Annotated in this window: 27 protein-coding genes, 1 tRNA gene and 2 pseudogenes; 14 read left to right on the top strand and 16 right to left on the bottom strand. The window is 68.7% G+C overall.

All coding sequences use genetic code 11. The annotated features are described in order from the left end of the window. Positions 1 to 19: 19 nt before the first annotated feature. Positions 20 to 96: transfer RNA gene (locus KVT44_RS15280), tRNA-Thr, on the bottom strand. 225 nt (positions 97 to 321) lie between these two features. Between KVT44_RS15280 and KVT44_RS15275 the strand changes: the two genes are divergently transcribed. From KVT44_RS15275 to KVT44_RS15265, 3 genes are all read left to right on the top strand, one after another. Continuing rightward, positions 322 to 1,458, top strand: a complete 1,137-nt coding sequence (locus KVT44_RS15275) for an ABC transporter ATP-binding protein (protein ID WP_217567448.1) — start codon at positions 322 to 324, stop codon at positions 1,456 to 1,458. Positions 1,459 to 1,713: 255 nt separating this feature from the next. After that, a complete protein-coding gene (locus tag KVT44_RS15270; protein ID WP_054232443.1) occupies positions 1,714 to 2,163 on the top strand; it encodes a hypothetical protein in 450 nt (149 codons plus the stop codon). 96 nt (positions 2,164 to 2,259) lie between these two features. Next, entirely contained in the window at positions 2,260 to 2,991 is a 732-nt protein-coding gene (locus KVT44_RS15265) for a nucleotidyltransferase family protein (RefSeq protein ID WP_217567447.1), read from the top strand. A 173-nt stretch (positions 2,992 to 3,164) separates the two neighbouring features. On the opposite strand, the gene KVT44_RS15260 is transcribed toward KVT44_RS15265, so the two are convergent. From KVT44_RS15260 to KVT44_RS15235, 6 genes are all read right to left on the bottom strand, one after another. Beyond that, positions 3,165 to 4,850 (bottom strand): DoxX family protein, encoded by a 1,686-nt coding sequence (locus KVT44_RS15260; RefSeq protein ID WP_217567573.1) that lies wholly within the window; start codon positions 4,848 to 4,850, stop codon positions 3,165 to 3,167. A gap of 160 nt (positions 4,851 to 5,010) precedes the next feature. Further along, entirely contained in the window at positions 5,011 to 5,952 is a 942-nt protein-coding gene (gene rlmB, locus KVT44_RS15255) for a 23S rRNA (guanosine(2251)-2'-O)-methyltransferase RlmB (RefSeq protein WP_190170846.1), read from the bottom strand. A gap of 144 nt (positions 5,953 to 6,096) precedes the next feature. Beyond that, a complete protein-coding gene (gene cysS / locus KVT44_RS15250; RefSeq protein ID WP_060895218.1) occupies positions 6,097 to 7,497 on the bottom strand; it encodes a cysteine--tRNA ligase in 1,401 nt (466 codons plus the stop codon). Positions 7,498 to 7,683: 186 nt separating this feature from the next. Continuing rightward, positions 7,684 to 8,193 carry a 2-C-methyl-D-erythritol 2,4-cyclodiphosphate synthase gene (gene ispF / locus KVT44_RS15245; protein ID WP_099921946.1) on the bottom strand — a complete coding sequence of 170 codons (510 nt, stop codon included), beginning with the start codon at positions 8,191 to 8,193 and terminating at the stop codon, positions 7,684 to 7,686. Further along, positions 8,183 to 8,935 (bottom strand): 2-C-methyl-D-erythritol 4-phosphate cytidylyltransferase, encoded by a 753-nt coding sequence (gene ispD, locus KVT44_RS15240; RefSeq protein ID WP_217567446.1) that lies wholly within the window; start codon positions 8,933 to 8,935, stop codon positions 8,183 to 8,185. Before ispD ends, ispF begins: the two co-directional genes overlap by 11 nt. A 426-nt stretch (positions 8,936 to 9,361) precedes the next feature. Next, positions 9,362 to 9,844: a CarD family transcriptional regulator gene (locus KVT44_RS15235; RefSeq protein WP_003953493.1), complete on the bottom strand. Its 483-nt coding sequence runs from the start codon at positions 9,842 to 9,844 to the stop codon at positions 9,362 to 9,364. A gap of 646 nt (positions 9,845 to 10,490) precedes the next feature. Here KVT44_RS15235 and KVT44_RS15230 point away from each other — a divergent pair. Next, on the top strand, positions 10,491 to 11,180 hold the full coding sequence (locus KVT44_RS15230; RefSeq protein WP_217567445.1) for a copper chaperone PCu(A)C: 690 nt from the start codon (positions 10,491 to 10,493) through the stop codon (positions 11,178 to 11,180). A 112-nt stretch (positions 11,181 to 11,292) separates the two neighbouring features. On the opposite strand, the gene KVT44_RS15225 is transcribed toward KVT44_RS15230, so the two are convergent. Beyond that, the gene (locus KVT44_RS15225) at positions 11,293 to 11,973 is read right to left on the bottom strand and encodes a response regulator transcription factor (RefSeq protein WP_009340348.1); all 681 of its coding nucleotides are present in this window, start codon (positions 11,971 to 11,973) and stop codon (positions 11,293 to 11,295) included. Beyond that, a complete protein-coding gene (locus tag KVT44_RS15220; RefSeq protein WP_099921944.1) occupies positions 11,970 to 13,247 on the bottom strand; it encodes a cell wall metabolism sensor histidine kinase WalK in 1,278 nt (425 codons plus the stop codon). Before KVT44_RS15220 ends, KVT44_RS15225 begins: the two co-directional genes overlap by 4 nt. A 239-nt stretch (positions 13,248 to 13,486) precedes the next feature. Here KVT44_RS15220 and phoU point away from each other — a divergent pair, with 239 nt between their 5' ends. After that, a complete protein-coding gene (phoU, locus tag KVT44_RS15215) occupies positions 13,487 to 14,176 on the top strand; it encodes a phosphate signaling complex protein PhoU (protein ID WP_067371613.1) in 690 nt (229 codons plus the stop codon). A 188-nt stretch (positions 14,177 to 14,364) separates the two neighbouring features. Beyond that, complete coding sequence (locus KVT44_RS15210) at positions 14,365 to 14,517, top strand: hypothetical protein (protein ID WP_167552125.1); 153 nt, start codon at positions 14,365 to 14,367, stop codon at positions 14,515 to 14,517. Positions 14,518 to 14,724: 207 nt separating this feature from the next. Here KVT44_RS15210 and KVT44_RS15205 read toward each other — a convergent pair whose 3' ends face one another. Next, positions 14,725 to 14,997 carry a hypothetical protein gene (locus tag KVT44_RS15205; RefSeq protein ID WP_217567444.1) on the bottom strand — a complete coding sequence of 91 codons (273 nt, stop codon included), beginning with the start codon at positions 14,995 to 14,997 and terminating at the stop codon, positions 14,725 to 14,727. A 752-nt stretch (positions 14,998 to 15,749) separates the two neighbouring features. Between KVT44_RS15205 and KVT44_RS15200 the strand changes: the two genes are divergently transcribed. The 3 genes from KVT44_RS15200 to KVT44_RS15190 all read left to right on the top strand — a co-directional run bounded on the left by KVT44_RS15200 (position 15,750) and on the right by KVT44_RS15190 (position 17,562). Next, the gene (locus KVT44_RS15200; RefSeq protein ID WP_099921942.1) at positions 15,750 to 16,160 is read left to right on the top strand and encodes a cupin domain-containing protein; all 411 of its coding nucleotides are present in this window, start codon (positions 15,750 to 15,752) and stop codon (positions 16,158 to 16,160) included. Positions 16,161 to 16,353: 193 nt separating this feature from the next. Continuing rightward, positions 16,354 to 16,650 carry a lysine transporter LysE gene (locus tag KVT44_RS15195; RefSeq protein ID WP_217567443.1) on the top strand — a complete coding sequence of 99 codons (297 nt, stop codon included), beginning with the start codon at positions 16,354 to 16,356 and terminating at the stop codon, positions 16,648 to 16,650. A 348-nt stretch (positions 16,651 to 16,998) separates the two neighbouring features. Further along, positions 16,999 to 17,562 (top strand): hypothetical protein, encoded by a 564-nt coding sequence (locus KVT44_RS15190; RefSeq protein ID WP_217567442.1) that lies wholly within the window; start codon positions 16,999 to 17,001, stop codon positions 17,560 to 17,562. 263 nt (positions 17,563 to 17,825) lie between these two features. Here the strand turns inward: KVT44_RS15190 and KVT44_RS60570 are convergent. After that, positions 17,826 to 18,014 (bottom strand): annotated as a pseudogene (locus KVT44_RS60570) (DUF4265 domain-containing protein); the annotation flags it as partial. 357 nt (positions 18,015 to 18,371) lie between these two features. Between KVT44_RS60570 and KVT44_RS15180 the strand changes: the two are divergent. Continuing rightward, positions 18,372 to 18,758 carry a VOC family protein gene (locus KVT44_RS15180; RefSeq protein ID WP_099921939.1) on the top strand — a complete coding sequence of 129 codons (387 nt, stop codon included), beginning with the start codon at positions 18,372 to 18,374 and terminating at the stop codon, positions 18,756 to 18,758. Positions 18,759 to 19,769: 1,011 nt separating this feature from the next. Here the strand turns inward: KVT44_RS15180 and KVT44_RS15175 are convergent. Further along, positions 19,770 to 20,267, bottom strand: coding sequence for a hypothetical protein (locus KVT44_RS15175; protein ID WP_217567441.1), 498 nt, complete (start codon positions 20,265 to 20,267; stop codon positions 19,770 to 19,772). 90 nt (positions 20,268 to 20,357) lie between these two features. Between KVT44_RS15175 and KVT44_RS15170 the strand changes: the two genes are divergently transcribed. Then, positions 20,358 to 20,783, top strand: a complete 426-nt coding sequence (locus KVT44_RS15170; protein ID WP_217567440.1) for a hypothetical protein — start codon at positions 20,358 to 20,360, stop codon at positions 20,781 to 20,783. Positions 20,784 to 20,979: 196 nt separating this feature from the next. Here the strand turns inward: KVT44_RS15170 and KVT44_RS15165 are convergent, their stop codons facing one another. After that, positions 20,980 to 21,225, bottom strand: a complete 246-nt coding sequence (locus tag KVT44_RS15165) for a transposase (RefSeq protein ID WP_217567439.1) — start codon at positions 21,223 to 21,225, stop codon at positions 20,980 to 20,982. Between the two features lie 236 nt (positions 21,226 to 21,461). Here KVT44_RS15165 and KVT44_RS15160 point away from each other — a divergent pair, with 236 nt between their 5' ends. After that, positions 21,462 to 22,160 carry an SDR family oxidoreductase gene (locus KVT44_RS15160; protein WP_217567438.1) on the top strand — a complete coding sequence of 233 codons (699 nt, stop codon included), beginning with the start codon at positions 21,462 to 21,464 and terminating at the stop codon, positions 22,158 to 22,160. Positions 22,161 to 22,514: 354 nt separating this feature from the next. On the opposite strand, the gene KVT44_RS58045 is transcribed toward KVT44_RS15160, so the two are convergent. Then, positions 22,515 to 22,892, bottom strand: a complete 378-nt coding sequence (locus tag KVT44_RS58045) for a hypothetical protein (RefSeq protein WP_308314010.1) — start codon at positions 22,890 to 22,892, stop codon at positions 22,515 to 22,517. Then, a complete protein-coding gene (locus tag KVT44_RS60565) occupies positions 22,889 to 23,047 on the bottom strand; it encodes a hypothetical protein (protein ID WP_308314009.1) in 159 nt (52 codons plus the stop codon). Before KVT44_RS60565 ends, KVT44_RS58045 begins: the two co-directional genes overlap by 4 nt. 151 nt (positions 23,048 to 23,198) lie before the next feature. Between KVT44_RS60565 and KVT44_RS15150 the strand changes: the two are divergent. Further along, positions 23,199 to 24,269 (top strand): annotated as a pseudogene (locus KVT44_RS15150) (tyrosine-type recombinase/integrase); the annotation flags it as partial. A gap of 487 nt (positions 24,270 to 24,756) precedes the next feature. Then, positions 24,757 to 24,936, top strand: a complete 180-nt coding sequence (locus KVT44_RS15145; RefSeq protein WP_190170855.1) for a hypothetical protein — start codon at positions 24,757 to 24,759, stop codon at positions 24,934 to 24,936. 100 nt (positions 24,937 to 25,036) lie between these two features. Here the strand turns inward: KVT44_RS15145 and KVT44_RS15140 are convergent, their stop codons facing one another. Next, positions 25,037 to 25,798 carry a phosphoglyceromutase gene (locus tag KVT44_RS15140; protein ID WP_217567437.1) on the bottom strand — a complete coding sequence of 254 codons (762 nt, stop codon included), beginning with the start codon at positions 25,796 to 25,798 and terminating at the stop codon, positions 25,037 to 25,039. Between the last annotated feature and the right edge of the window lie 45 nt (positions 25,799 to 25,843).

Raw genomic sequence — 25,843 nt, 5'->3', positions numbered from 1 at the left:
CCCGTGTTGTTTGCGCTGTTGGAGCCCCCTGTCGGATTCGAACCGACGACCTTCGCTTTACAAGAGCGGCGCTCTGACCAGCTGAGCTAAGGAGGCCTGCACGCGTGTGCCCGTGCAGTGTACCCAGGTCCCAGCCGGGCCCTCTCGAAAATTTCCGCGAAGTTCACAGCCCCCTGGCTACTGACAGACCAGGTGAACGCCAGGTACCGTCCTGAGCCAGTTCACTCTTGTGGACTACACCACCGCGAAGGCTTCGCGGTGGACACCACCTTTACAACGGATCGTCCGGCACGTTCCTGCCGGTGAAGGGGGCCCCTCACCATGGCCACTGTCTCGTTCGACAAGGCAACCCGGATCTACCCGGGTTCCGACAAGCCCGCCGTAGATGCTCTGGAGATCGACATCGAGGACGGCGAGTTCCTCGTCCTCGTCGGTCCCTCCGGCTGCGGCAAGTCCACCTCGCTCCGCATGCTCGCGGGGCTCGAGGACGTGAACGCCGGCGCCATCCGCATCGGTGACCGCGACGTCACGCACCTGCCGCCCAAGGACCGGGACATCGCCATGGTGTTCCAGAACTACGCGCTCTACCCGCACATGACGGTCGCCGACAACATGGGCTTCGCGCTCAAGATCGCCGGTGTCCCGAAGGCCGAGATCCGCCAGAAGGTCGAGGACGCGGCGAAGATCCTCGACCTCACGGACTACCTCGCCCGCAAGCCGAAGGCCCTCTCCGGCGGTCAGCGCCAGCGTGTCGCGATGGGCCGCGCCATCGTGCGTGAGCCCCAGGTCTTCCTCATGGACGAGCCGCTGTCGAACCTCGACGCCAAGCTCCGCGTCTCGACCCGTACGCAGATCGCCTCGCTGCAGCGCCGCCTCGGCATCACCACCGTGTACGTCACCCACGACCAGGTCGAGGCCATGACCATGGGCGACCGTGTGGCCGTGCTCAAGGACGGTCTGCTCCAGCAGGTCGACTCGCCGCGCAACATGTACGACCGCCCCGCGAACCTGTTCGTCGCCGGGTTCATCGGCTCCCCCGCCATGAACCTCGTCGAGGTCCCGATCACGGACGGCGGCGTGAAGTTCGGCAACTCCGTCGTGCCGGTGAACCGCGAGGCCCTGAAGGCCGCCGCGGACAAGGGCGACCGCACCGTCACGGTCGGCGTCCGCCCGGAGCACTTCGACATCGTCGAGCACAACGGCGAAGCCGCCAAGTCGCTGTCCAAGGACTCCGCGGACGCCCCGGCCGGCCTCGCCGTCTCGGTGAACGTCGTCGAGGAGCTCGGTGCCGACGGTTACGTCTACGGCAGCGCCAAGGTCGACGACAAGCTCACGGACCTGGTCGTCCGCGTCAGCGGCCGCGCGGTCCCGGACAAGGGCGCCACGCTGCACGTCGTACCGCGGCCGGGCGAGACCCACGTGTTCTCGACCTCCACGGGCGAGCGCCTCTCCGACTGACCGCCCTGATCACCCTGATCACCGCGAAAAGCAAGTCGGGGGGATGAAAACCGCGCCGCGGTCGAATTCACCCAAGTTGACGAAGAGGGCCCCACAGCCTGCTGTGGGGCCCTCTTCGTTGTCGACAAATACCCCGGCAAGCCGGTCATTTCGATCGCCGTACGTCAACTCGCCACCCAGCGAAAGCCGTTCCCCTATCCCCCGAACTGATTACTAAATGTCGCCAAATCATCACCCCGCGCTACCCTCACTCGCGTGAAGCACTCCACCACTAACCAACGGACCCGGCGTGGCCGTGGCCCCGCGCGCCGGATCGGTCGCACCCTCGCCCTCGTTCTGCCTGTCGTCCTGGTGCTCTCCGGGACCCTGGCGGTCACCCGAGTCAACTGGTCGGGGAACTCCTCGGACTCGGTGCTCACCGCCTCCTCCTCGGACGTCTCCTCGCGTGCCGTCTCCCGTGCCCCGCAGGACGTGCTGCGCGACCGGCTCCTGCTGGAGCTCCAGGAGAAGAACCCGGGCGTCGCCCTCACCCACCTCCAGGAGGCCGTGAACGGCCGCCCGTCGCTCGCCAAGCACTGCGTCTCCATCGCCCGCGCCCTCGGCCGCGCCGCGGTCCGCGCGTACGGCCCGACACGCGCCCAGGCGTTCGCGCGCCCGGTCTGCGACACGTCCTTCGCATCGGGGGTCGCGGCCACGCATCTCTGAGCCCCCACCGGCCCCACCTGTTCTGTCAGGTAACAGCTGCTTAAGGGAACGGTTGCCGACAGAAGCCGTGAGCGGGGCGCCACGTACAGTTCGGGCATGACCCATCCGAACGCCGCGTCACGCCCCGTTCAAGCCGTTGTCCTGGCCGGTGGTCAGGGCTCCCGACTGCGTCCCTACACCGACGACCGGCCCAAGCCGATGGTCGAGATCCCCGGCACCGGGACCCCGATCATCGGTCACCAGCTGACCTGGCTCGCCGAGGAGGGCGTCACCGACGTCGTCGTCTCCTGCGGCCACCTCGCCGAGGTCCTCCAGAAGTGGCTGGACTCTGCCGACCTCCCGGTCAACATCACGACGGTCGTCGAGACGGAACCGCTCGGCCGGGGCGGCGGCCTGAAGTACGCCGCCGCGCACCTCCCCCACCCGGACAAGCCCTGGTACGCGACGAACGGCGACATCTGGACCCGTTTCTCGCTGCGCGACATGGCGGACTTCCACACCGAGCGCGACGCCGTCGCGACCCTCGCCCTCGCCCGCCCGCGCATCCCGTGGGGCGCCGTCAAGACCGACGGCTTCGGCCGCGTCACGGACTTCATCGAGTCCCCGCCGACCACGTACGAGATCAACGCGGGCGTCTACGTCTTCTCCGCCGAGTTCGCCGACCTGCTCCCCGAGCGCGGCGACCACGAGCGCACCACGTTCCCGCACCTGGCCCGCGAACGCCGCCTGGCCGGCTTCCCGCTCCCGCAGGGCGCCTACTGGCGCGCCATCGACACCGCGAAGGACCTCACGGAGGCGGCGAGGGAACTCGCGGCCCTGGGACGCTGAGAAGCCGCCTCCCGGCAGTACGAGGGCTGAGAAGCCCCTTCCTGGCAGCACGAGGACCGAGAGCCCCTTCCCGGCAGTACGAGGGCCGAGAGCCCCTTCCCGGCAGTACGAGGACGGGCCCCGCACATCTGATGTGCGGGGCCCGTCCTCGTATCGCCAGGGGGCGTTACGCGCTACCCGAGGAGACCGCCGACCAGCTTGTCCGAGCCGCCGGAGGTGCCACCACCACCGCCGCCGCCGCTCGAACCGCCGGAGGAGGTGCCGCCGCCCGAGCCGCTGCCGCCGGTGCTGGAGCTGCCGCCGCTGGACGTCGGGCCCGCGCTGGTGCTGGGGGCCTGGTGGACCGGCGAGGACTGCTGGGGCGGGGCCTGGCCGGTGCCCTGGGTCTGGCTGGGGCCGCTGGTGACCGTGCCGCCCGTCTCACGGACCGTGGCGCCCGGCGTGGTGGCCGCGCCCGACGGCGAGGAGGAGCTGCCGTGGGTGGGCGCCTTGGCCGAGGCCGAGGGAGTGGTGGTCCTGTGCTGGGGCGTGCCGGGCTCCTCGGGAAGCGGGGAGCCGGGCAGTTCGTTGCGCGGGGCCTCGCCCGGTCCCGGCACGACCACCCGGTCGGCGTCACGGACGGCACCGCCGAGGAGCGAGCCGACGAGGAGCGTGAGGCCGACGACGATGGCCGAGACGAGCGCGCCGCGGCGCAGCACCCGGTACCGCAGGTCCCAGATGTCGGCGCGGGGCCCGAGCGTGCGCCAGGCCTCGCTCGCGAGGCGTCCGTCGACGGAGTAGACGGGCGCGCCCGCGATGATCAGCGGCGACCAGGCGGCGAGGTAGATGATGTCCGGCGCGTCGTACGCGGGGACCGTCTTCCAGCTGACGGTGACGATGAGCGCGGCCGACAGCATCGCGCCGACCACGGCGGCGACCCGCTGCCACAGCCCGAGCACCGTGAGGACGCCCACGATGACCTGGAGGAAGGCGATGACGAGCCCGGAGCCGACGGGGTGCTGGAGCGCGAACTGACGCAGCGGCTCGGCGACGTCCCAAGGGTGCAGCGTGTTCAGCCACTTGACCATGGAGCCGCGCTTGCCGCCGTCGAAGTAGACGGGGTCGCAGAGCTTGCCCATGCCGGCGTAGATGGAGATGAAGCCGAGGAAGACGCGGAGCGGGAGCAGCACCACGCCGAGGTTCATCCGGCGCCCGGGGTAGTAGGCGTGCCGGACCGGGTCCGAGCCGTGCCGCCTGGCCGGTGTGGCGCCGCCGTGGCCGTCGTCGTCGGGGTCCTCCGCCGCGAACTGCCCGCCCAAGTAGCGCGGTTCGTCGTACGCGCTGTCCACGCTGCGCATGTTCGGCAGCAGCCGGGTCCCCGCGGAGTCGTGGTCGTGGCCGCGCTGGCTGCCGACGAGGGGCGTCCCGACCGTGTCGACGGTCAAGTCGCCCGCGTAGCCCTGGTGTTCGTCGAGGCGGGGGATGACCTGGGTGGCGCCGCCGTCACCCGTCGGGTCCGCGACGCCGTGGCGCACGCTGGTGCTGCGCACTGCCTGCAGAAGGCGGTGGGCGCCGGTGTCGTCGGGGTCGGACCGCCCGCTCCAGACGACGGGTGCGCGGCGGCGGGCCCCGGCGGCCGGACCGCCCGCTCTGCCCGCCGTACCGACGACGGGGATCCGCGCGGTGTCGTCGGCGCTCAAATGCCGTGCGACGCGCCAGGATGGGGTCCGCGTCGCGCCGCCTAGCTGCACGCGGAAGCTCGCATGATTGACGATGACCTGCGCCGGATCGCTCGGCACCTTCACCATGCTCAGCGCGGGAGCGTCGTCGAATCCCGACGAGCGGTCCCCCGTGGGTGTGCGGGGTGTTCTGGTGTCCACACTCATCTAACCGAGTGATGTGTGTTTAGGACACTGCTTTGACCGCGCAGATCTGTCCGGACCGCGTCAAGGTCATCCCGAACATCCCGATTGCCCCACGGGGGTGACTCACTCAGACGTCCACTCAAACACCTGTTCAGATATCCGTTCGGACGTCTGTTCAGACGCGTCGGCGCGAGGCCTCGTACAGCACGACTCCCGCCGCGACACCGGCGTTCAGCGACTCGGTGCCGCCCGGCATCGGAATCCGTACCCGGAAGTCACAGGTCTCGCCGACCAGTCGGGACAGTCCCTTGCCCTCGCTGCCGACGACGATGACGACGGGACCGCCGAGGGCCTCCAGATCACCGACCTCGACCTCGCCGTCCGCGGCGAGTCCGACCACGACGAGACCGGCCTTCTTGTATGACTCAAGGGCCCGCGTCAGGTTGGCGGCGCGGGCGACGGGCGTACGGGCTGCGGCACCGGCCGACGTCTTCCAGGCACCGGCGGTCATGCCGGCCGCGCGCCGCTCGGGCACGACGACGCCGTGGCCGCCGAAGGCCGAGACGGAACGGACGACGGCACCCAGGTTCCGGGGGTCGGTCACGCCGTCGAGGGCGACGATCAGCGGGTCCTGGCCCTCGTCGTACGCGGCGGCCGCGAGGTCCTCGGGGTGCGCGTACTCGTACGGCGGGACCTGGAGGACCAGACCCTGGTGGTTGAGCCCGTTGGTCATGCGGTCGAGCTCGGGGCGCGGGGCCTCCATGAGGTGGATGCCGCCGCGCTCACCGGCGAGCTGGAGCGCCTCGCGCACCCGCTCGTCGTTGTCGATGAACTGCTGCACGTACAGCATCGACGCGGGCACGCCCTCGCGCAGCGCCTCCACGACCGAGTTGCGCCCGACGACCATCTCGGACGTGCCCTTGCCGCCGCGCCCGCGCGGGGCGGGACGGCGTGCGACCTGCTTCGCCTTGGCGCCCGCGATGCGGTTCTTCTTGTGCCCCTTGCGCATCTCGGCGGGCGGGGTGGGGCCCTTGCCTTCCAGGCCCCGGCGTCGCTGGCCGCCACTGCCGACCTGCGCGCCCTTCTTGCCGGACATGCGGCGGTTGTTAGCGGCCATGACCTACCTGTCTGTGTGAGGCGAGCGTGCGTACGTTCTTGAAGTGTCGTATATGCAGTGTGCCGCCCGGAGGCCCGGGCGGCACAATCGATCAAGGTCGGGGGCCCCTGGGAGACCCCGAGAAAGCCCCGAGGGCAGGGCCGCTCAGCGGGGGCCGAGCGTCCAGCGCGGCCCCTGCGGGCCGTCCTCGATGACCAGACCGGACTGGTTGAGCTGGTCGCGGATGGCGTCCGCGGTGGCCCAGTCCTTGCGGGTGCGGGCGGCCTCGCGCTGGTCGAGGACCATCCGGACGAGGGTGTCGACGACGCCGTGCAGATCCTCACCGCGGTCGCCCTCGCCGGCCCACTGCTCGTCGAGCGGGTCGAGCCCGAGGACGCCGAGCATGGCCCGTACCTCGGCGAGACGGGCGACGGCGGCTTCCTTGTCGTCGGCGGCCAGGGCCGAATTCCCCTGTCGCACGGTCGTGTGCACGATGGCGAGCGCCTGCGGGACGCCCAGGTCGTCGTCCATCGCCTCGGCGAAGGCGGGCGGCACCTCGGCGGCGGGCTCGACGACGCCCCCCGCCTTCTCGACGACCCGCTGCACGAAGCCCTCGATGCGCGCGAACGCCGATTCGGCCTCGCGCAGGGCCTCTTCGCTGTACTCGATCATCGAGCGGTAGTGCGGGGTGCCGAGGTAGTAACGCAGCACGATCGGACGCCACGTCTTGACCATCTCGGAGACGAGTACGGAGTTGCCCAGGGACTTGGACATCTTCTCGCCGCTCATGGTGACCCAGGCGTTGTGCACCCAGTACATGGCGAACTCGTCACCGAAGGCCTTGGCCTGCGCGATCTCGTTCTCGTGGTGCGGGAAGATCAGGTCGATCCCGCCGCCGTGGATGTCGAACGCGGGGCCCAGGTACTTGTGGGCCATGGCGGAGCACTCCAGGTGCCAGCCGGGCCGGCCCCGTCCCCACGGCGTCTCCCAGCTCGGCTCGCCCGGCTTCGCGGACTTCCACATGGCGAAGTCGCGCGGGTCCCGCTTGCCGGTCTCACCGACGCCGGACGGCTGCTGGAGGTTGTCCAGCTCCTGGTTGGACAGCTGGAGGTACCCGGGGAAGGACCGCACGTCGAAGTAGACGTTCCCGTCCGCCTCGTACGCGTGCCCGCGCTCGATGAGCCCGCGCATCATCTCCACCATCTCGGTGATGTGCCCGGTGGCCCGCGGCTCGTAGGTGGGCGGCAGGCAGCCGAGCACGGCGTACCCGTCGTTGAACGCGCGCTCGTTCTCGTACCCGATCGACCACCAAGGGCGGCCCTGGTCCGCCGACTTGGTGATGATCTTGTCGTCGATGTCGGTCACGTTGCGGATGAACGTGACGTCGTACCCGCGGTACTCGAACCAGCGGCGCATGATGTCGAAGTTGAGGCCCGAGCGGATGTGCCCGATGTGCGGTGCGGCCTGCACGGTGGCGCCACACAGGTAGATCGAGACACAACCCGGCTTGAGCGGGGAGAAGTCACGGATCTGCCGGGCGCTGGTGTCGTACAGGCGAATGGTCACCACTCCAGGGTAGTGGGCCACGGGGAGTGCCCCGCGACCTTCCCTCGCAAGGAGGACTTATTCGTGACATCTGCGGGCGGCCATCGCCCTCTCGACACCATCGGCACCGGCACCGGGGCCGGGGCTGACGCGCGTGCACTGGCACCGGGGCCGACGCGCGTGCACCGGCACCGGGGCCGACGCGCGTCAGGGCGTGCGGGCCACCAGGGCCGTGGCGATCGCCATCAGGCCCTCGTCGCGGCCCGGGAAGCCGAGGCCGTCCGTCGTGGCTCCGGAGACCGACACCGGTGCCCCGACCGCCTCGGAGAGGATCTTCTGCGCCTCGTCCCGTCGCTTCCCGATCTTCGGGCGGGGCCCGACGACCTGGACGGCGACGTTGCCGATGGTGAAGCCCGCCGCGCGGACGATCCGCGCGGCCTCCGTCAGCAGCGTGACCCCGGACGCGCCGGACCACTCGGGCCGCCCGGTCCCGAAGTGGGCGCCGAGGTCACCGATCCCCGCCGCCGAGAACAGCGCGTTGCAGGCGGCGTGCGCGACGACGTCCGCGTCGGAGTGCCCGGCGAGCCCCGGCCCCTCGCCCTCCCAGAGCAGCCCGGCGCACCACAGCTCCCGCCCCTCTTCGAAGGCGTGGATGTCGGTACCGATGCCGACCTGCGGCAGCACCACGGGCACCGGCGCGGGTGACTCAGAAGCCATCGTTGGCCCTCCTGCGTGCGAGGACCGCCTCCGCGAGGACGAGGTCCAAGGGACGCGTCACCTTGAACGCCTCCTCGTGCCCCGGCACGACCACCACCCGCTCCCCGAGCTGCTCGACCATGCTCGCGTCGTCGGTCACGTTGTCGGTGACGGTCTCGTGCGCGCGGACGAGGGTGGCGCGGTCGAACCCCTGCGGCGTCTGCACGGCCCGCAGCCGCGCCCGCTCGGGCGTGGCGACGACGGGCTCCGGCATCCCCAGCTCGCTCGCCGGCTCGACCTCCTTGACGGTGTCCGCGAGCGGCAGCGCGGGTACGACGGCGGGCGCGCCGTCGCGTACGGCCTCGATGACGGCGTCGACCGTGTCGACCGGCACGAGCGGGCGGGCCGCGTCGTGCACGAGGACGATGTCGATGCCGGGGGGCAGCGCGTCGAGCCCGTACTTCACGGACTCCTGACGGCTGTCGCCGCCGGGGACGACGAGGAAGTCGGTCCGCTCGGGCAGCGCGTGCGTGTCGAGCAGCGCCTTCACCTCGGCGGCACCGTCGGGCGGGGCCACGACGACGACCAGCGACACCGCGCGGGAGGCGGCCATGGCGCGCACCGCGTGGATGAGCATGGGGGTACCGTTCAGCGCGCGAAGCGCCTTGGGGGCGCCCGGACCGAGGCGCACGCCCCGTCCGGCGGCCGGAATCACGGCCGCCGTGCGGCCTCCGGACAGCGAGGAGCGCGAATCGTCAGACATCGGTTCCTGTCAGGTTTGTGTACTCGGCGTGCTTGGGTATGGCCTGGGCGTGCCCCTTGCTCGAGCGAAGCCGAGAGCTCGGGGCAGTGCCGGGCGCGAGCCCTGACCGGACCCTTCCGTGACATCCGGTCGAGCAAGCTGTCCGGGCCCGGCACGCCAAGTATCGGGGACGCGGGTATCGACGCGGCATCGGGGACGCAGGCGCATGGGACACAGGTGTATTCCATGGGACGCAGGTGTATTCGGGGCCACGCGTTTCCGAAATCGCGCGGGTACGAACATGCCGCAGCGCCCGGCGACAGCCATCGTGTGGAGCGACAGCAATTACGTCATCGGGCACCGCGGCATTTCATTGCGCAGCTGTGCGGCCTTGTGTGGACGCCGGGACGACCGCCGGGTGAGCGGCCACCGTCTCGACTGTCTGCGTCAGGACGCGAGAACCTCGTCGAGCAGGGCCTCGGCCTTGTCCTCGTTGGTGTTCTCCGCGAGGGCGAGCTCGCTCACCAGGATCTGGCGGGCCTTGGCGAGCATGCGCTTCTCTCCGGCGGAGAGTCCGCGTTCGCGCTCACGACGCCACAGGTCACGCACGACTTCCGCGACCTTGATGACATCGCCGGAGGCGAGCTTCTCCAGATTTGCCTTGTAACGACGAGACCAGTTCGTGGGCTCCTCGGCGTACGGCGCGCGCAGCACCTCGAAGACCCGGTCCAGCCCATCCTGACCGACCACATCACGCACGCCGACGAACTCCGCATTGTCCGCTGGCACACGCACCGTCAGGTCGCCCTGGGCGACCTTCAGCACCAAGTAGGTCTTGTCCACGCCTTTGATCTGGCGAGTTTCGATGGCCTCGATCAGCGCGGCCCCGTGATGGGGATAGACCACGGTGTCGCCAACCTTGAACGTCATGTGACAGGTACCCCTTCCGTGGCTATCCAGGGTAACACGGAAACGGCGTCTTCTGAATGGCGTTTTCGCAGGTCAGGGCATATCTCGGGGCTTGACAACCGCGACAGGAACGTGCTGCGAAGGGGGAGCGGAAGAGGGTATTCGCAGGTGGGAGCGGCTGTCCAGGGCAAGAGAAACGCGTACGTTACACACACCGGACGTTCCTGACCAGGGTCTGAACATCCCGGTTTGTCCCGCTCCAGGAGCTCGACTTCCGCTACTCCGTTCGGTGAGCGGAGTCGGGTACGAGACGAATCCGGAATTGATCACGGACCGCGCCGATCTACCGATGATCAATTTTCCGGACCGCCGTGGATTCCTTACCGGAAAACCCCAAGCGGATCTCGTCACTACTCTCGCGGCAACACGTACAGCCGCTTATGTGAATGGCAGACGAACGGAAGCTCAAAGTAGCTGATGAGGCGGACCGGAACCACTCGAGGACCGGGGCGCACGAGCGGCGCAACGGGGCTCGCGGGCGTCAAGGGGCGGGTCGGGTGCGGCGGCGTGGGAACGGCTCGGTAACCTAAGGCCGCTGACAGACCCTTAGGGCGGCTTTACACCGGAGCCGCTCTGCTTCGCCCACGTTCAAGGAGTTGCCGCCGCCGTGAGCAGCAGCCTTCGACGCGGCGCTCTCGCCGCCGCCGCCATTGCGTTCTCGATCGCCTCGCTCGCCGCATGCGGCGCCGGCAACAACGCACAGACGCTGGAGGTCAAGCCGGACAACGCGGCGACCAGCGTCGGCGACATCAAGATCCAGAACGCCCTCGTCATCACCCAGCCCGACACGACGTCCACGGGCCCGGCGGTGGTCTCCGCGACCGTCTTCAACAACGGCCGCACCCCGCAGACCCTCGACTCGGTCAAGATCGGCGGCGACGGCGTCGCCCAGATCACGCCCGCCAAGGGCGGCGGCAAGCTGACCATCCCCGCCGGCGGCCACGTCATCCTGGGCGGCGAGGGCAACGCCTCCGCGGCCCTCAGCAACCCCGGCGCGGCCGTAAAGGACGGCAACGCCCAGCCGATCACCTTCACCTTCAGCAAGACCGGTGACGTGAAGCTGCGCGCGTTCGTCGTCCCGGCCGAGAGCTACTTCACCAAGTGGGGCCCCACCACCATCCCCGCGGCGCCCGGCGCGGCGGCCACCGGCTCCGCGACCTCCTCGAAGTCGCCGAAGACCTCGAAGTCACCGAAGGCCTCGACCTCGCCGTCCGACTCCGTCTCGGGCACGCCCACCGACGCGGCCTCGGCGAGCGCGACGGCCACCGCGACGGCCTCCTCGTCGGCCGGCAACTGATCCAGCACGCACGAAGGGCGGTACCCCGAAGGGTGCCGCCCTTTGTCGTACGTGCCGCCCTTTGTCGTACGGGTGGGTCGCGTCGTACGTGCCGCCGTGAGACGGGTTCGGTTTACGGCTCGAACTTGTATCCGAGGCCACGCACCGTGACCAGGTACCGCGGGGCGCCCGGGTCCGGCTCGATCTTGGCGCGCAGACGCTTCACGTGGACGTCCAGCGTCTTGGTGTCGCCCACGTAGTCGGCCCCCCACACCCGGTCGATGAGCTGCATACGGGTCAGCACACGGCCCGCGTTCCTGAGCAGCATCTCCAGGAGGTCGAACTCCTTCAGGGGCAGGTCGACCTTGGAGCCGGAGACGGTCACCACGTGGCGGTCGACGTCCATCCGGACGGGACCCGCCTCGAGAGCGGCCGGGGTGACCTCCTCCGGCTCCCCGCGGCGACGCAGGACGGCCCGGATGCGGGCGACCAGTTCGCGGGAGGAGAAGGGCTTGGTGACGTAGTCGTCGGCTCCTATTTCCAGCCCGACGACCTTGTCGATCTCGCTGTCCTTGGCGGTGACCATGATCACCGGGACGTTGGAGCGGCCGCGCAGCTGGCGGCAGACCTCCGTGCCGGGCAGCCCCGGCAGCATCAGGTCGAGGAGGACGAGGTCGGCGCCGTTGCGCTCGAACTCGTCGAGTCCGTCGGGCCCGGTGGTCGCGATGGCGACCTCGAAGCCCTCCTTGCGGAGCATGTACGACAGGGCGTCGGAGAAGGACTCCTCGTCCTCGACGACGAGCACACGGGTCACGGAAGGACCTCCGGAGCGGGAAGCGGTTCATACGGGGATGTGACGGTGGTCGTCCCGTCGGGCTGCCCGTTCTCGTCCTCATCGTCGAGTCCGGGCATGTCGTGGTCGATCCCGCGGTCGCGGGCCGCGGCCGCCTCAGGCAGCCGCAGGGTGAACGTGGAGCCCTGACCCTCGGAGCTCCACACGGTGACCTCCCCGCCGTGCGAGGCGGCCACGTGCTTGACGATCGCGAGACCGAGACCCGTACCGCCGGTCTGGCGGGAACGGGCCGGGTCGACGCGGTAGAAGCGCTCGAAGACGCGCTCCCGGTCCTTCTCCGAGATGCCGATGCCCTGGTCGGTCACAGCGATCTCGATGAGTTCTCCGCCGGGCGCGGTCACCCGGCGCGCGGCTATGCCCACCCGGGTGCGGGCGGGCGAGTAGTTGACGGCGTTCTCGACGAGGTTGCCGAGGGCGGCGGCCAGCTGGCCCCGGTTCCCCCAGATGCTCAGGTCGGCGGTGCCGCCGGCGGCCATGGTGATCTGCTTGGTGCCGGCCTGGTGGCGGCACCGGTCGATGGCCTCGGCGACCAGCTCGTCCACGCGGACCGGCTCGGCGTCCTCCAGGGGATCGTCGTTCTGCACCCTCGACAGGTCGATGAGCTCCTGCACGAGGTTGGTGAGCCGGGTGGCCTCTATCTGCATACGTCCGGCGAAGCGCTCGACGGCCTCCGGATCGTCCGAGGCGTCCATGACGGCCTCGGAGAGGAGGGAGAGCGCGCCGACGGGCGTCTTGAGCTCGTGGCTGACGTTCGCGACGAAGTCGCGCCGTACCGCTTCGATCCGCCGGGCCTCGGTGAGGTCCTCGACGAGGAGCAGCACGAGCCGGGAGCCCAGCGGGGCGACTCTCGCGGAGACCGCCAGGGCCTCCCCCCGTCCGGTCCCCCGCCTCGGCAGATCCAGCTCGACCTGGCGTATTTCCCCGTCGCGACGGGTGTCGCGGGCCATCTGCATCATCGGCTCGACGGCGAGCTTGCCGCCGCGCACCAGCCCGAGGGCGTACGCGGCTGAGCTGGCCTTGACCACGGCGTCGGCCTCGTCGAGGACGACGGCCGAGGACCGGAGCACGGAGAGCACCGTGTCGACGCCCGGCGGAAGCACCGGGTCCGTGTGCAGGGATGTGCGGGTGGGGCGTTTCTGGTCGCGCTCGCTCCAGCGGAACGCCAGCATGGCGATGACACCGGTGAGCACTCCGGCGATCGCTGCCGCTGCGGCGACCGCCGCGTTCACGTCCATGCCCCCAGGTTAGGCACGTCGTCACGCCAGGCCACAGCCATCGGAGTGCGACCTCGAACACTCGTCGCCCAGAGTTCACCCAGGAGCCAGGGATGGTTCATTTGGGATGCCGGAAACGGACGCGTACGGGCCGGAACGTGGGAGCGTGGGGTTCACGGGGCCCGTCCGGCGGTCCGTCCGGCGGTCAGGGCAGCCCGGCCCCCCGGGCCCCAAGGTGACGTAAGAGAGGGACAAACCAGATGCGTGACGCGTACCACGAGGAACTTGACTCGATCGGCGACGGCCTGGTCGAGATGGCCCGGCTCGTCGGGTCGGCGATCGGGCGCGCCACCACGGCCATCCTCGACGCCGATCTGAAGCTCGCCGAGAGCGTGATCGCGGCCGACCAGAAGGTCGACGATCTCCAGCACGAGCTCGAAGCCCGCGCGATAGCCCTGCTGGCCCGCCAGCAGCCGGTGGCGACGGACCTGCGTATCGTCGTCACCTCGCTCCGCATGTCCGCCGACCTGGAGCGCTCCGGCGACCTGGCCCAGCACGTGGCGAAGCTGGCCCGGCTGCGCTTCCCCGAGCGTGCGATCCCGCACGACCTGCACGCCACGATCCTGGAGATGGGCCAGCTCGCGCAGCGCCTGATGGCGAAGGCGGCCGAGGTGATCATCACGAAGGACGTCGACCTGGCGCTCCAGCTGGAGCAGGACGACGACGAGATGGACCTGCTGCACCGCACGCTCTTCCAGCACCTGCTGGACGACCGCTGGAAGCACGGCATCGAGACCGCCGTCGACGTCACCCTGCTGGGCCGTTACTACGAGCGCTTCGCCGACCACGCGGTGTCGGTGGCCAAGCGCGTGGTGTACCTGGTGACGGGTGAGCACGCGGACGAGCTCCAGCCCGACATTCAGCCGGTCACGGGGGCCGAGGGCGTCTGAGGTCCGGGAGCGCCCGGGGCTGCCGTCTCACTCCGGGGGCGCGGGCGAGCCTCAGTGCGCCGTTGATGCGCCCAGGGGAGCGGGCATGCAATGGGGGTAGGCACCCGCGCCTACGCCCAGGCGCCTAGGCATACAGGCGTAGGCACCCGGCCTCGATGCCTCATTGAGGCCTCATTGAGGAGGACACCATGGCCGATTCTCCCGCCACGCCCGACCCGACCCTGGACCGCGACACCGACCAGCCCGCCGACATCAAAAGTCTCCCGCTGTTCGGCGCCTGCGGCTGCGGCTCCGGCTGCGGGTGCGGGTGCCAGTCGGGCAACCCGTGCCAGTGCGGCTGATCGCGTAGCCCCACCCAGAGGGGCCCCGTCACCACGACAGGGCCCCTTCTGCATGCGGTCACCAGGCCGGGACCCCGCCAGGACCCATGGCACTGGGTCGCAAGGGATCACGGCGCATCGTCGTCGACGGCACGGCGTACCGGTGGCGGCTTCGCCGACGACCGACCTATGTCCCGGCTCTTTCCCGGACGCCCGGCATGTTCGCCGTCACGGGGGGTTGGCCGCCATTCGGCAGGCACCGTTCGCGGCGCCGCCCGGCGTGCCGGCCTGGGTCAAGGCGCTCACACAGCCCCGCAGGTCACCGTGCACACCTTGGGTGCACGCCGTTCTGACGGCGTCTGAGACTTCGACGCCCGATTGACGGACCATGTTCGTGCAGGCCGGGATGTCCGCGTGGGCGGCGGGGGCGGCGAAGGCCACGCCGCCGAGTGTGAGGGTCAAACCGGTGAGGACACCGGCGATACGGGCCGCCGTGTGCATGGGAGGCACCTGTCTCTCCGGGGCTGGTCGGGGATTCGCGGATTCAAGGCGCCGAGCAGCGGACCCGGCCGGTGTACGACCGTGGCCTCGGGCCCCCGCACCCGTCGGCTCGGCAGGATTGCCCCTCCTCTGTTCGACGCTAGAACAACCCGCCGCCGCGCGCACTGCGGCCCGACGGCGGGACACTCCTGACCGGCTCGTTCCGCTCGGCCGGGCGGTCCCACCGGTGCGGGGCAAGCGCGTCGGCCCAGGCGCCGCCCCGACGCCGTGCTCGGCGACCGCGGGTAGGACCACGACCAGTACCGCCGTCTCGCCTTGGTCCCTCGGCGTGAAGCCGTCGATTGCCCGACGCACTACTGACCACGGCTCCGGACTGGGCACCCAACGCCGGGTTGTCGAGAGGACCTTCGCCCCCTGCACTGGCTCCGTCGTCCGCGGATCCGCTGGGAGATCCGCTACGACATCCACGCGGCCTTCCTCACCTCGGCCTGTGCGCTCGTCTGTTGGCGACGGCTGAAGGCGTCCCGCCGCGTTCCGGCAACCGGCAGGACGGATGGCGCGAGCAGCTTCGGCCCCGCCAACTGCCGAACCGGCGCCCATGGCGAGGAGGCCCAACTCGAGCGTCCATGGCTCCGGGTGCTCCAGCAGGCACCCGAGGGTGAACCGCCCCGGGCAGGTTCGCCGCGTAGGGCTGTCACAAACGAGGAGGCCGTCTTGTCCTCTCTGTGGACAGTCCCTGTTTGGAGGAATGCATGAGCGCTGAGCACACACACCTGCCCCCAGGCGTTGAGGTGATCACGACCCTGTCGGAGGCGGCGGCCCGGATCCCGACCGGCGCCGAGGCCAGGACCATCCGGGTCACCCTGCTGCCCGGTGACCCAGGCGCGCCGCCGCACCGGCACCCCGGGCCGCTCTTCGGCTACGTGACCCAGGGCGAGATCCTCTTCGAGCTGGAGGGGCAGCCGCCCCGGGTGCTCAAGGCCGGTGACGCCCTGTTCGAGCCTGGGGGCGACGTGATCCACTACCAGGGCGCCAACAACCTTTCGGACGCGCAGTCGCAGCTGGTGGTGACCATGTTCGCGCCGCCGGGTACCCCGGTTCTGACCGTGGTCAGCGCGGAGGAACTGGCCGAACGACGACACCTGCGAGTTACCCAGCCCTGATGACGCCCCGGCTGCGGCCGTGGGCTGACGCGACGGCCGGGCAGAGTCGCTGGTGTACGTCCCCGTCCGGCGTCGTTGCGGATGGCGTTGAGCACTCTTCCCCGACACCTCGCGATTTCGTAGGGTCCGATCATTCGGGACTGGGTCTGGGGGGCGTGTGGTTGTTCCTGCGGCTCGGAGTCGTGTCCTACGCGTGATCCGCGGCATTGGCTCGTTCTTGAAAGAACTCCTGGAGGAGCTCGCCGGAGAGGTAGTGCTGACGGTGGTCGCCTGCCTTGCCGTGGCGGGTCTGGCTCTGGCGTTCGTCCGGGGATGGGAGCGCAGCCCGCTTGTCACCGGGGGTGTCGGTGGCGCCTTGCTGGTCTTCCTCTGCCATGGCGGCTGGGAGCTGCTTCGTCCCGCCAGGCCAGGGCGGCGCGGGCGACTGGCCGGCGTGGCGGCCGCCACGTTCGCCGTGGTCGCCTACGCCTGGTCTTGCACTTGCTCCTGAACGGTCGGGCTGGACACCGGCTTGGCAACCGTCGTGGAGGTCGGGGCGCGGACTTCTTCGTCCCGAAGCAACTTGGGTGAGCGCTTCACCTCAGGCCGGAGTGCCTCGCACCTGCTGCGATGGTCCGCCCTCGTACGTGGTTGTCAGCCGCTGCGCGTGGGCGTTGTCACGCAGTTGGACACTCACCTTGTCCGGCGCTCTTCGCTGCTGTGCTACCGCCTGCGACCACTCGGCTCAGCACAAGAGTTGAACGTGTTCAGAAATGGTGCCAGCATGACGGGGCCTTGATCGGTGAGCGGTTGAGTCGCAGTCGCCTGTGGTGCGGCTTCTTTTGGGGAGGGAGGTGCCGTGCTGACCCACTCATCCGGCCTCGCCAGGGGGTGGCATGCGGTGTTCGTCGCCTGTCTGCTCGCGCTCGCGGGATGCAATCCCCGTATGTACGACGAAGTGCCCGCGCTGCACGACGCGAAGCGGGCAGAAGTATCGGGGTCATGGATCGGCTACGACCGGACGAACGTCGTCTTCTGGCCTGGCGGGAAGGCCAACATCCGTCTCTTGGACGGACAGGAATGGGACTTCGACGACAGGTGGCGCCTGTCGGGCACGGGAACCTGGAAGCTGACTGACAAGCGGACCGGATGGAACGACGGTCAGCATGTCCAACTGACTCTCACCTCACGTACCGCGGTCGCGACTCGTGCGCCGGAGCCGAACGAGCCGCTCGACCCGCCGGCGGACCGCCCCCAGCCACCCAAGACCTACACGTGGACCTTCGAGTTGCGGCGCGACGACAAGGAAGCACTGAAGCTCTACTTCTTCTTCGGCGACCCGGACTCGCGCAGCACATACATCCTGCAGAGAGGTGAGCCACAGTCCGTTGCAACATCACCTCCACAGCCCCCACCTCCGTGACTCGCTTGCGGCCCCCAACAAAAAGAGCCCCCTACCCGCGGGGAATCCGCAGATAGGGGGCTTGATCAATTCAGGTTACTTCTTCTTGGCCTGGGTCTTGTCGGGGATCTTGGGGAGCTGGTGCTTGCTGGTCAGGGCCCTAGTCCGCCCCTTCACAGAGGTCGCCATTGGTCGTCGTTGGCCGCCGCCGATCGGCCTCGGACGGCCCAGGGACGGCCCAGCCGTGGCCCACCTGAACGGCGTCAGCCGGCGGAAGCGGCCGGTCAACGCGCGGTGATGCACCCCTCTTCCATGTCCCACCACTCCTCGGATACACCGTGGTTGAGCAGCCTTCGCACCTTGGCGAGATCAGCGGCGGGCGGGACGTCCAGGGCGACCATGCCGAACCGTTCTATGCCCTCGCCGTCGACTCCGAGTTCCTGAAACGCGTTGATCACGCTCTGCCGCGCAGCTCCAGGGAGGAAGAAGTGCTCGTCCCCGCAGTAGTCGCAGCCCCAGGAGATGAGACCGCCGGGTTGAGAGTGGAACGGGTATGGGAAGCCATCCGGACGACCGGGGCGAGTCACGTCGAAGGTCCCTTGGATCCGCTGCATGCGCTCCAGGAGCGGGGTGTGCCCTTTCGGGTGGAAGACAACGAGCTCATCGGTGATGACCCCGGTCCATAGGAGTCCAGGAAGGGTCCTCGTTCCCCTGGTTCTCGGTCTCGGTCGCAGGTCGGAGCTGGACGGGACCAGAGACGGATGGCGCCGGCCCGGGCGGTTGCTAGCGTGGAAAGTGGTTCTGGCACCCAGGGGGAAGGAGGCCGACCGATGGCAGTCGAACTCAACCACACGATCGTCGCCGCGCACGACAAGATGGCGTCCGCACGGTTCCTCGCGGATCTGCTGGGTTTGGAGGTGGCACCGGAGTACGGTCCGTTCGTCCCGGTGCAGATACCGAACGGCGTGACGCTGGACTACATGGACACGGCCGAGTCGATCAGCCCACAGCACTATGCGTTCCTCGTCTCCGAGGACGACTTCGACGCGATCTTCGCCCGTGTCCGCGAGGCGGGCCTGACCTACTGGGCGGACCCGCATCACCACCACCCCGGCGAGATCAACCACAACGATGGCGGCCGCGGGGCGTACTTCGACGACCCCAACGGACACAACCTGGAGATTCTGACCAGGCCGTACGGCAGCGGCGAGGACTGATACCCCGGAGGGGTGCCGGGAGCAGGAGGCCCCTCGGCGACCGTGTGCCCAGGGCACCGTTCGGACCACGACTCCACTAACACAGACCCGAGTTCCCGTCCCGGTGCGCGGTGATCTCGCCTGGCGTTTGTCTGGGGATGGGGCGCGGCCCGCTCGTCACCGGGGGTGTAGGCGGTGCCGTGCTGGCTTCCTTCGGCTATGGCGGCTGGGAGCTGCTTCTCCCGCCAGGCGAGGGCGGCGTTGCCGGTTGGCTGGTGTAGCGGGAGCACGCTTGCCGTGGCAGCTGTATTCGTCGCCTACGCCTTGTCCTGCGGCTGCTCCTGAGCGGTCAGGCTGGCCACAAGCTTGCAAACCGTCGTGGCGCGAGTCACCGTGGGTTCAAATCCCACACCCACCGCCAGGTGAAGCGGCCCCTGACCAGCCAAGCTGGTCAGGGGCCGTACTCACGCTCAGACGCTGCGACTGTCCGGTGCTCCCCCTGGTTCCCCGCTCGATCGGGCACGGCTGGGGCACAGTGACCCGGCGACCTTCGAGCCGTTTTACGCCAACGCAAAAATGGCTATTACCGCCCAGTACCCCTCTACCCTGTGGCGCACGGCGCGGGGCGGGGAGCCCGCAGATGAGGGGTGGGGTCGTGGTGCTTGTCATTCTTGTCGGCCTGGCCGTGGGTGCTGCATACGTGTGCCGTGGCACACCGCTGTCATCCCAGCGGTGATCGTTGCGATTTGTTCCTTCTGCTCCAACGGCGTCATGTCCAACTTCCGTCGCACACATGAGGTACCGCGCGTCGCAACGCTCGTGAGTCTGGTCTGCTTTGTCCTGGGGCCGGCCTGTGCTCTCAGCTTGGGAAACTGCGGTGATCTACGACTGAATGGGCTGCTGACCTGGGGCGAAGTGCTCACGGTGCCTGGTCGGCCGCTACTGCGTTGCCCGCTGTTCTCCGTGGTTCCCCGCACGCTCTGGCATGCGTCTGACACGACCCCAGCAGCGGGCTACCGGCCTTACGGGGCTTCATAGGCTGCATCGGCAGTAAAGGTGGGCGCCCGCCATCCGCGCGCGGCAGGCGAGGGCCATGAACGTGGCAACCGCATCCTTGGCATGGAGGTAGTCGGCGAAATCGACCTCCTCGATCTCGTACCACTGAGCCGCCACCATCGGGACTGCGTCATCAGGGAGGGTGGCGAGGATGTCCCGCCAGCGATCGGGGAGTTGTTCGAGAATCAGGCCTGTGTTCCAGGGGGAGTCGGGGTCGGTGGGCTCACCCTGGGGGTACGGCGGTTCGGGCCAGATCAGTTCCGGCGCATCCTGCTGATCGGTGAAGGAGACGCCCTCGGCGTAGGTGACCAGTTGGGCCAGTACGACGTTCGGGTCCAGGCCCTTGGCGTCGATCCAGTCTGCGCCCGTCTCCTCCAGTGACGTCCCGCGGAGCCAGTCGCCGTCAGGGCCGATGGCCTGGTTCACCGCTGTGGTGCGGTCGGTCGCGTGGAAGTAGTCGTACAGCACGCCCATGTCGGTCTCCGTCGTTCACCGATCCTGTCCTGTGCCGAAGTAGAGCAGGCGGCACTGACATCGGGCCGGCGGAGTCGTTCCTCTTCGCCTGTGCCCTGGTTGAGGAGCAGGAGTGCTGAGTCCAAGCTTTGCTGTGCGGCGTCAGTTCAGCCACAACTGATCATCGGCGGCCGTGACCTGCGGCCACCTAATCGATCAACGCGTTTCTCCCAGATCGTCGCGGACGCCCTCCCGCGCGTCACCCAGTTGGCGGGCTCGACCGACGACCCAGCCGCCTACGCACAGCGTGTGGTGGAGCGCCTGTTCCCGACCACTTTGCCTTATGTCCTCGATTCGGCGGCCTCGTTCTGTTTCGCAGGCTTCAACGGCCGCGCTAGGACCGACAACGTGATGAACGTGATGCTCTCACTGCAGACCAATACTCCTATCGACAACGGCGCGACTGTTGCTACGACGAACATCCTCGATGAGTTCCCCTATTTCGGCGCACCGTACGCCGATCCCTTCGTCGATTGATCCGCGTTGGCCTCGTGAATCTTGGATCGGACCGAGCGAGCCGAGAAGTCCATCCACGCTGGTCATCATCTGGACCTGCGACCCCGACGACATCCACGCCCTCGCCGAGGAATCCGTGCGCACCGCACCACGCCGCTTGACCAGGCCCGCAGCCACCAGGTGGTTGACCATCGCGGCCAGCAGCCGATCCGCCAGATCACCTTGGCCATGCGGTCCCGAACTCGCTGAGCACGGAATAGTCAAAGCCTGAATCATCCAGCTCAAGGCCCAGACAGTACTTCCAGTCCAACCGGCAGCGGACCGCCTCGGCGACCTGCCGGTCAGTGAGGTTCTCCGCGCACTGCGGCACCGACACCATCGCCAGCCGAGCCGGCGACAACCCCCGCCGCCCATCAACCGGATACCAATCGGCGAAGTGCTCATCGGTGAACAGCTCGTCCAACCGGTCACGCATCCACATGGCCGTCGTTCCCCGTGGGTCCCCGCCGCATCCCGTTGGATCGGGCACGCGGCAGGCACAGAGCCTCTTCGTCCCTGAGATTCGATCAGCCGGGTCCGCCATCGAGTGCGCAAAGGCACCGACACAGGTGCAGTCAGGTTGCGGGTGGACCAGCCGCCGTCCGGGGCCTAGCGTCAGAAGAAAGGAGTCCTCCGCATCCGCAGGCAAGGAGGGTGATCATGGACATCAAGGGTTCGGTAGCCCTTGTCACCGGAGCCAACCGTGGCATCGGGTCGGCCTTCGCCCAGGCACTGCTCGCTCACGGCGCCGCCAAGGTCTACGCCGGTGTCCGGGAACCGGAGACCATCCGGGGCCCTGGGCTTGTTTCGCTGCGACTGGACGTCACCGACGAGGAGCAGGTCGCTGCAGCAGCACGTGCCGCCGATGATGTCAGCATCGTCATCAACAACGCCGGGGTCACTGGTGGCCCGTCCCTTCTCGAGGGGGCATTCGACGGTGCCAGGCGCGAGATGGAGGTCAACTACTTCGGCACCTGGGCTGTCTCGCGTGCGTTCGCGCCCGTACTGGCCGCCAATGGCGGCGGAGCGCTGGTCAATATGCTGTCCGTGGCGTCGTGGGTGGCCAACAGGCAGTTTCCGAGCTACGCGGCCTCCAAGTCCGCTCAGTGGTCGCTGACGAATGCCTTCCGACTGGCGCTGCGGGAGCAGGGCACGCTGGTGGTCGGCGTGCATGCCGGCTATGTCGACACCGACTTGGCGGCGGATATCGACTCCCCGAAGATCCTTGCTTCCGAGGTGGCCGACAAGACGATGACGGCGCTGCTCAATGACGAACCCGAAGTGCTCGTCGACGAGGCCACCCGCAACGTACGTGCCGCACTCTCGGGGGAGCTGGAGGCGCTGTACGCCAATCGGTGACGGCCCAAGCCCGCCGTCGTCAGTGGAACGGGTGGGCCCGCTGACGCTGACCAGGAGGGTCGAATCTCAGCCCGTTCTCGTCGAGGGCATTGAAGACGGTGGCCCCGCTCGTCTTGTGCGTCAAGCCGCACCCGCCCGCTTTTCCTCAGCCGCCACTCACCCCCGCTCCCATCCCGGTGCTGGCCGATTCCCGCCGAAGGCATGTCTTTGGCCGCGGGTGACTTCCTTGCTTCTGCACGCAGCGCGCCGCCGGGCGCGGCCAGCCGGGGCGGAGACAGGAGGCAGGCCGCGCCGCAGAGGCGGCGCGCGCCCGCGCCGTGCGCGGGCCTTGGACCCGTAGAGAGAAGTTGTAACTCAGGACCTGATGTAGGGCGTGGAGTCGTATGCGCAGGACGGAAGTTCAAGGCTTCGACGGTGTGCCAGGGATGGGAAGAGCGCTGGTCGGGCTGTCCAAGTGATGCGTGTGCCGCCTTGGTTGATGGTGACCGTGCAGGGTTCCGAGCACAGGAGGGCTCTTCTCGTTTCGATGCGGCCCTCGTACAGCCACTCCCAGGCTTCGTCGGAGGCTCTGGAGTCCAGTGCTGGTGTGATGGTGCGCAGTGCGATCGCTATCCAGCGGTCTGCCTGTCCGGCCGAGTGTGCGTCGAAGGAGCCGCGGAGGGTCGGCTGTCGCCTTTCGGTGAGGTCTTCGGTCCAGCATTCGCACCAGAAGCCGCGGGTGTATCCGTTCACGAGGTCGCTCCCGGCGGGTGGGCCACGAGGACGTAGGGCGTGTTCTCGTCGTGCAGGGTGCGTTGGTAGGCGGTGCCCGTGGTCAGGTAGACGAGGGCTCGTTCGTGCTCGGTCTCGTCCTGCAGCCAGTAGCGGCCCGGCTGGGGGTATGCCATGTCGAGCTGGTCCGTGACGTTCCTTGTGCGCTCGCGAAGCCATCGCAGGGCCAGGCGTGGGCTCGTTGCATCGTGTGATCCCAAGGAGGTCGAGTCCCTGATGGAAGGGGCTGCTGCCTAATGGCCGGACACGTCCAAGATCGCTGGTACTGCTGATCAGTGGCTCGCCCACATCGAGGCGGACATGGCTCGCGGGCAGTACATCGACCCTCGCGCGGCCCGGATCACCTTCCAGCAGTACGCCGAAAGCTGGGTTGCCACCCAGGGAGCTGACCCGAACACTCAGGCCTCGATGGAGTCGCAGCTTCGGCTGCATGCCTTCCCGTACCTGGGTTCGCGCCCGCTCGGGTCTTTCCAGCCTGTCCACATCCGGGACTGGGTGCGGCAGCTACAGGAGAACGGCATCCGGGGCTCCTACGCCCGGACGATCTACTCCAACGTGCGCGCCGCACTGAGCGCGGCCGTGGATGACGGGCATCACCCCCGCAACCCGTGTGCGGCTCGCTCGGTCCGGCCGCCGACCGTCGACACCAAGCGCGTCGTCCCGTGGACGCCGGAACGGGTCTTCGCTGTTCGTGCGGCCATGCCCGAGCGCTTCCGAGCGATGGTCGATCTGGGCGGTGGCTGCGGGCTCCGCCAGGGCGAGATTCTCGGCGTCGCCGTCGACGCGATCGACTTCGAATCGGACACGCTTCACGTGGTCCAGCAGCTCAAGCTGAGCCGCAGCAAGGCCGTGTTCGCCCCGCCGAAGGGGGGCAAGCTCCGGGACGTGCCCCTCCCCGGGCCCGTCGCAGACGCCCTCCGGACGCACATGAAGGAGTTCCCGCCGGTCGAGATCACGTTGCCGTGGAAGGTCGCGGACGGTCCCCCGGTGACCAAGCGACTGATCTTCACCGGACCGCGCGGGGGTCATGTCTGGCGCACGTCGCTTAACGAGGAGGCATGGAAGCGGGCGCTGGCCGGCGCCGGAGTGATCCCGGTCCCCGAGCATGGACAGCCGTACGCCGAGTCTCGCGAGAACGGCATGCACGCGCTGCGGCACTTCTACGCCTCGGTGCTCCTGGACGCCGGGGAGAACATCAAGGCCCTCGCCGAGTACCTGGGCCACTCGGACCCAGGACTGACGCTCCGCGTGTACGCGCACCTCATGCCGTCCAGCCAGGAGCGTACGCGGAAAGCAATTGCGAGCACCTACGAGAAGAGCGATGCGCTCGCAGACTAGAAACCCGTAAAGCCTAATCCGTAAAGCCGAAGCGGTAATGCCTAACCGATAAAGACAAACCGGTAAAGCCGCTAAGCCGAACCGGCCGACCAGTACGGCTTAGCGACTACTCGAATACCCGCCCCTCGCCAGGAGCGGGGATCCCTAGCTAGAGCGTAAACATCGGCGACGGCCTGGAGGACACGAGGCAGCACCAGGCGGCACAGGACGGCAGGGGGCCACGCGGGGCGGCACGACGCGACTTCTGGAAAGATTGGAAAGTTTTGGAAAGTTTCCAAGAAATATTGGAGCGCTCCGACTGTCCACGATCGTGGACAATCCGTCTCCCCAAAGAGACAGGGCGGCATCTAGCTGTACGTTTGGTTCACGCGTGACGACTATGGGAAAGTCTCCGCAGCATGCGAATGCCGCCCGTGCTGGGGCGGCATTCGCTTCCATTTCTGCGCTCGGAAACCCTAGCCAGGAACCGATCACACATGGAGGACCCATGGTCCCACGCACAGGCGTCACCGTCGACATCCATCCTCGCGACTTGCCCATGGCGCTCATCGGCACGGCTGGCGGCACCCTCGCCCTCTGGGCGAACGCCCCCGCCGGGATCGCCATCCCCACGGCCCTGCTGATCGTCCTCGACATCCGCATCCGCCGCTCGCGTCGACACACCTGACGGCCCGACCAAGCACCTGACGACCCAGAGACGGCCCAGCACCACCAAAAAGCCCCCGCCCTGCCAAGAAACAGCAAGTCGGGGGCTTGTAGGTATCGCGTTACTTCTTCTTGCCCTGATTCTTGACCGCCTCGATCGCGGCCGCGGCCGCGTCCGGGTCGAGGTACGTGCCGCCGGGGTTGAGCGGCTTGAAGTCGGCGTCGAGCTCGTAGGCGAGCGGGATGCCGGTCGGGATGTTCAGGCCCGCGATGTCGGCGTCGGAGATGCCGTCGAGGTGCTTGACGAGGGCGCGCAGCGAGTTGCCGTGGGCGGCGACCAGGACCGTGCGGCCGGTGAGGAGGTCGGGGACGATGCCGTCGTACCAGTACGGCAGCATGCGGAAGACGACGTCCTTCAGGCACTCCGTGCGGGGGCGCAGCTCCGGCGGGATCGACGCGTAGCGCGGGTCGTTCGCCTGCGAGAACTCGCTGTCCTCGGAGAGGGGCGGCGGCGGGGTGTCGTACGAGCGGCGCCACAGCATGAACTGCTCCTCGCCGAACTCGGCGAGGGTCTGGGCCTTGTCCTTGCCCTGGAGAGCGCCGTAGTGCCGCTCGTTCAGGCGCCAGGAGCGGTGGACGGGGATCCAGTGGCGGTCGGCGGCCTCCAGCGCGAGCTGGGCGGTGCGGATCGCGCGCTTCTGGAGCGAGGTGTGCACGACGTCGGGCAGCAGGCCGGCGTCCTTCAGCAGCTCACCGCCGCGGACTGCCTCCTTCTCGCCCTTCTCGTTGAGGTTGACGTCCACCCATCCGGTGAACAGGTTCTTCGCGTTCCATTCGCTCTCGCCGTGGCGGAGGAGGATCAGCTTGTACGGTGCGTCGGCCATACGTCCGAGCGTAATGGAAGCCTTCGTCCCCTCGCGCCCCTGCCC

The organism is Streptomyces sp. GbtcB7 (genome assembly GCF_019091445.1).
Taxonomy (GTDB): domain Bacteria; phylum Actinomycetota; class Actinomycetes; order Streptomycetales; family Streptomycetaceae; genus Streptomyces; species Streptomyces mirabilis.
This window is presented reverse-complemented; position numbering and strand designations above follow the sequence as displayed.

What these genes read in the sequence shown, in the direction of transcription:
- KVT44_RS15275 (WP_217567448.1), top strand. Translation starts at nt 322, where the DNA reads ATGGCCACTGTCTCGTTCGACAAGGCAACCCGGATCTACCCGGGTTCC.
- KVT44_RS15200 (WP_099921942.1), top strand. Translation starts at nt 15,750, where the DNA reads ATGAGCGCTGAGCACACACACCTGCCCCCAGGCGTTGAGGTGATCACG.
- KVT44_RS60565 (WP_308314009.1), bottom strand. Translation starts at nt 23,047, where the DNA reads ATGGCATACCCCCAGCCGGGCCGCTACTGGCTGCAGGACGAGACCGAG.
- KVT44_RS15175 (WP_217567441.1), bottom strand. Translation starts at nt 20,267, where the DNA reads ATGGGCGTGCTGTACGACTACTTCCACGCGACCGACCGCACCACAGCG.
- ispD (WP_217567446.1), bottom strand. Translation starts at nt 8,935, where the DNA reads ATGTCTGACGATTCGCGCTCCTCGCTGTCCGGAGGCCGCACGGCGGCC.
- KVT44_RS15220 (WP_099921944.1), bottom strand. Translation starts at nt 13,247, where the DNA reads ATGGACGTGAACGCGGCGGTCGCCGCAGCGGCAGCGATCGCCGGAGTG.
- KVT44_RS15160 (WP_217567438.1), top strand. Translation starts at nt 21,462, where the DNA reads ATGGACATCAAGGGTTCGGTAGCCCTTGTCACCGGAGCCAACCGTGGC.
- phoU (WP_067371613.1), top strand. Translation starts at nt 13,487, where the DNA reads ATGCGTGACGCGTACCACGAGGAACTTGACTCGATCGGCGACGGCCTG.
- KVT44_RS15265 (WP_217567447.1), top strand. Translation starts at nt 2,260, where the DNA reads ATGACCCATCCGAACGCCGCGTCACGCCCCGTTCAAGCCGTTGTCCTG.
- KVT44_RS15235 (WP_003953493.1), bottom strand. Translation starts at nt 9,844, where the DNA reads ATGACGTTCAAGGTTGGCGACACCGTGGTCTATCCCCATCACGGGGCC.
- KVT44_RS15180 (WP_099921939.1), top strand. Translation starts at nt 18,372, where the DNA reads ATGGCAGTCGAACTCAACCACACGATCGTCGCCGCGCACGACAAGATG.
- ispF (WP_099921946.1), bottom strand. Translation starts at nt 8,193, where the DNA reads ATGGCTTCTGAGTCACCCGCGCCGGTGCCCGTGGTGCTGCCGCAGGTC.
- KVT44_RS15140 (WP_217567437.1), bottom strand. Translation starts at nt 25,798, where the DNA reads ATGGCCGACGCACCGTACAAGCTGATCCTCCTCCGCCACGGCGAGAGC.
- KVT44_RS15210 (WP_167552125.1), top strand. Translation starts at nt 14,365, where the DNA reads ATGGCCGATTCTCCCGCCACGCCCGACCCGACCCTGGACCGCGACACC.
- rlmB (WP_190170846.1), bottom strand. Translation starts at nt 5,952, where the DNA reads ATGGCCGCTAACAACCGCCGCATGTCCGGCAAGAAGGGCGCGCAGGTC.
- KVT44_RS15145 (WP_190170855.1), top strand. Translation starts at nt 24,757, where the DNA reads ATGGTCCCACGCACAGGCGTCACCGTCGACATCCATCCTCGCGACTTG.
- KVT44_RS15205 (WP_217567444.1), bottom strand. Translation starts at nt 14,997, where the DNA reads ATGCACACGGCGGCCCGTATCGCCGGTGTCCTCACCGGTTTGACCCTC.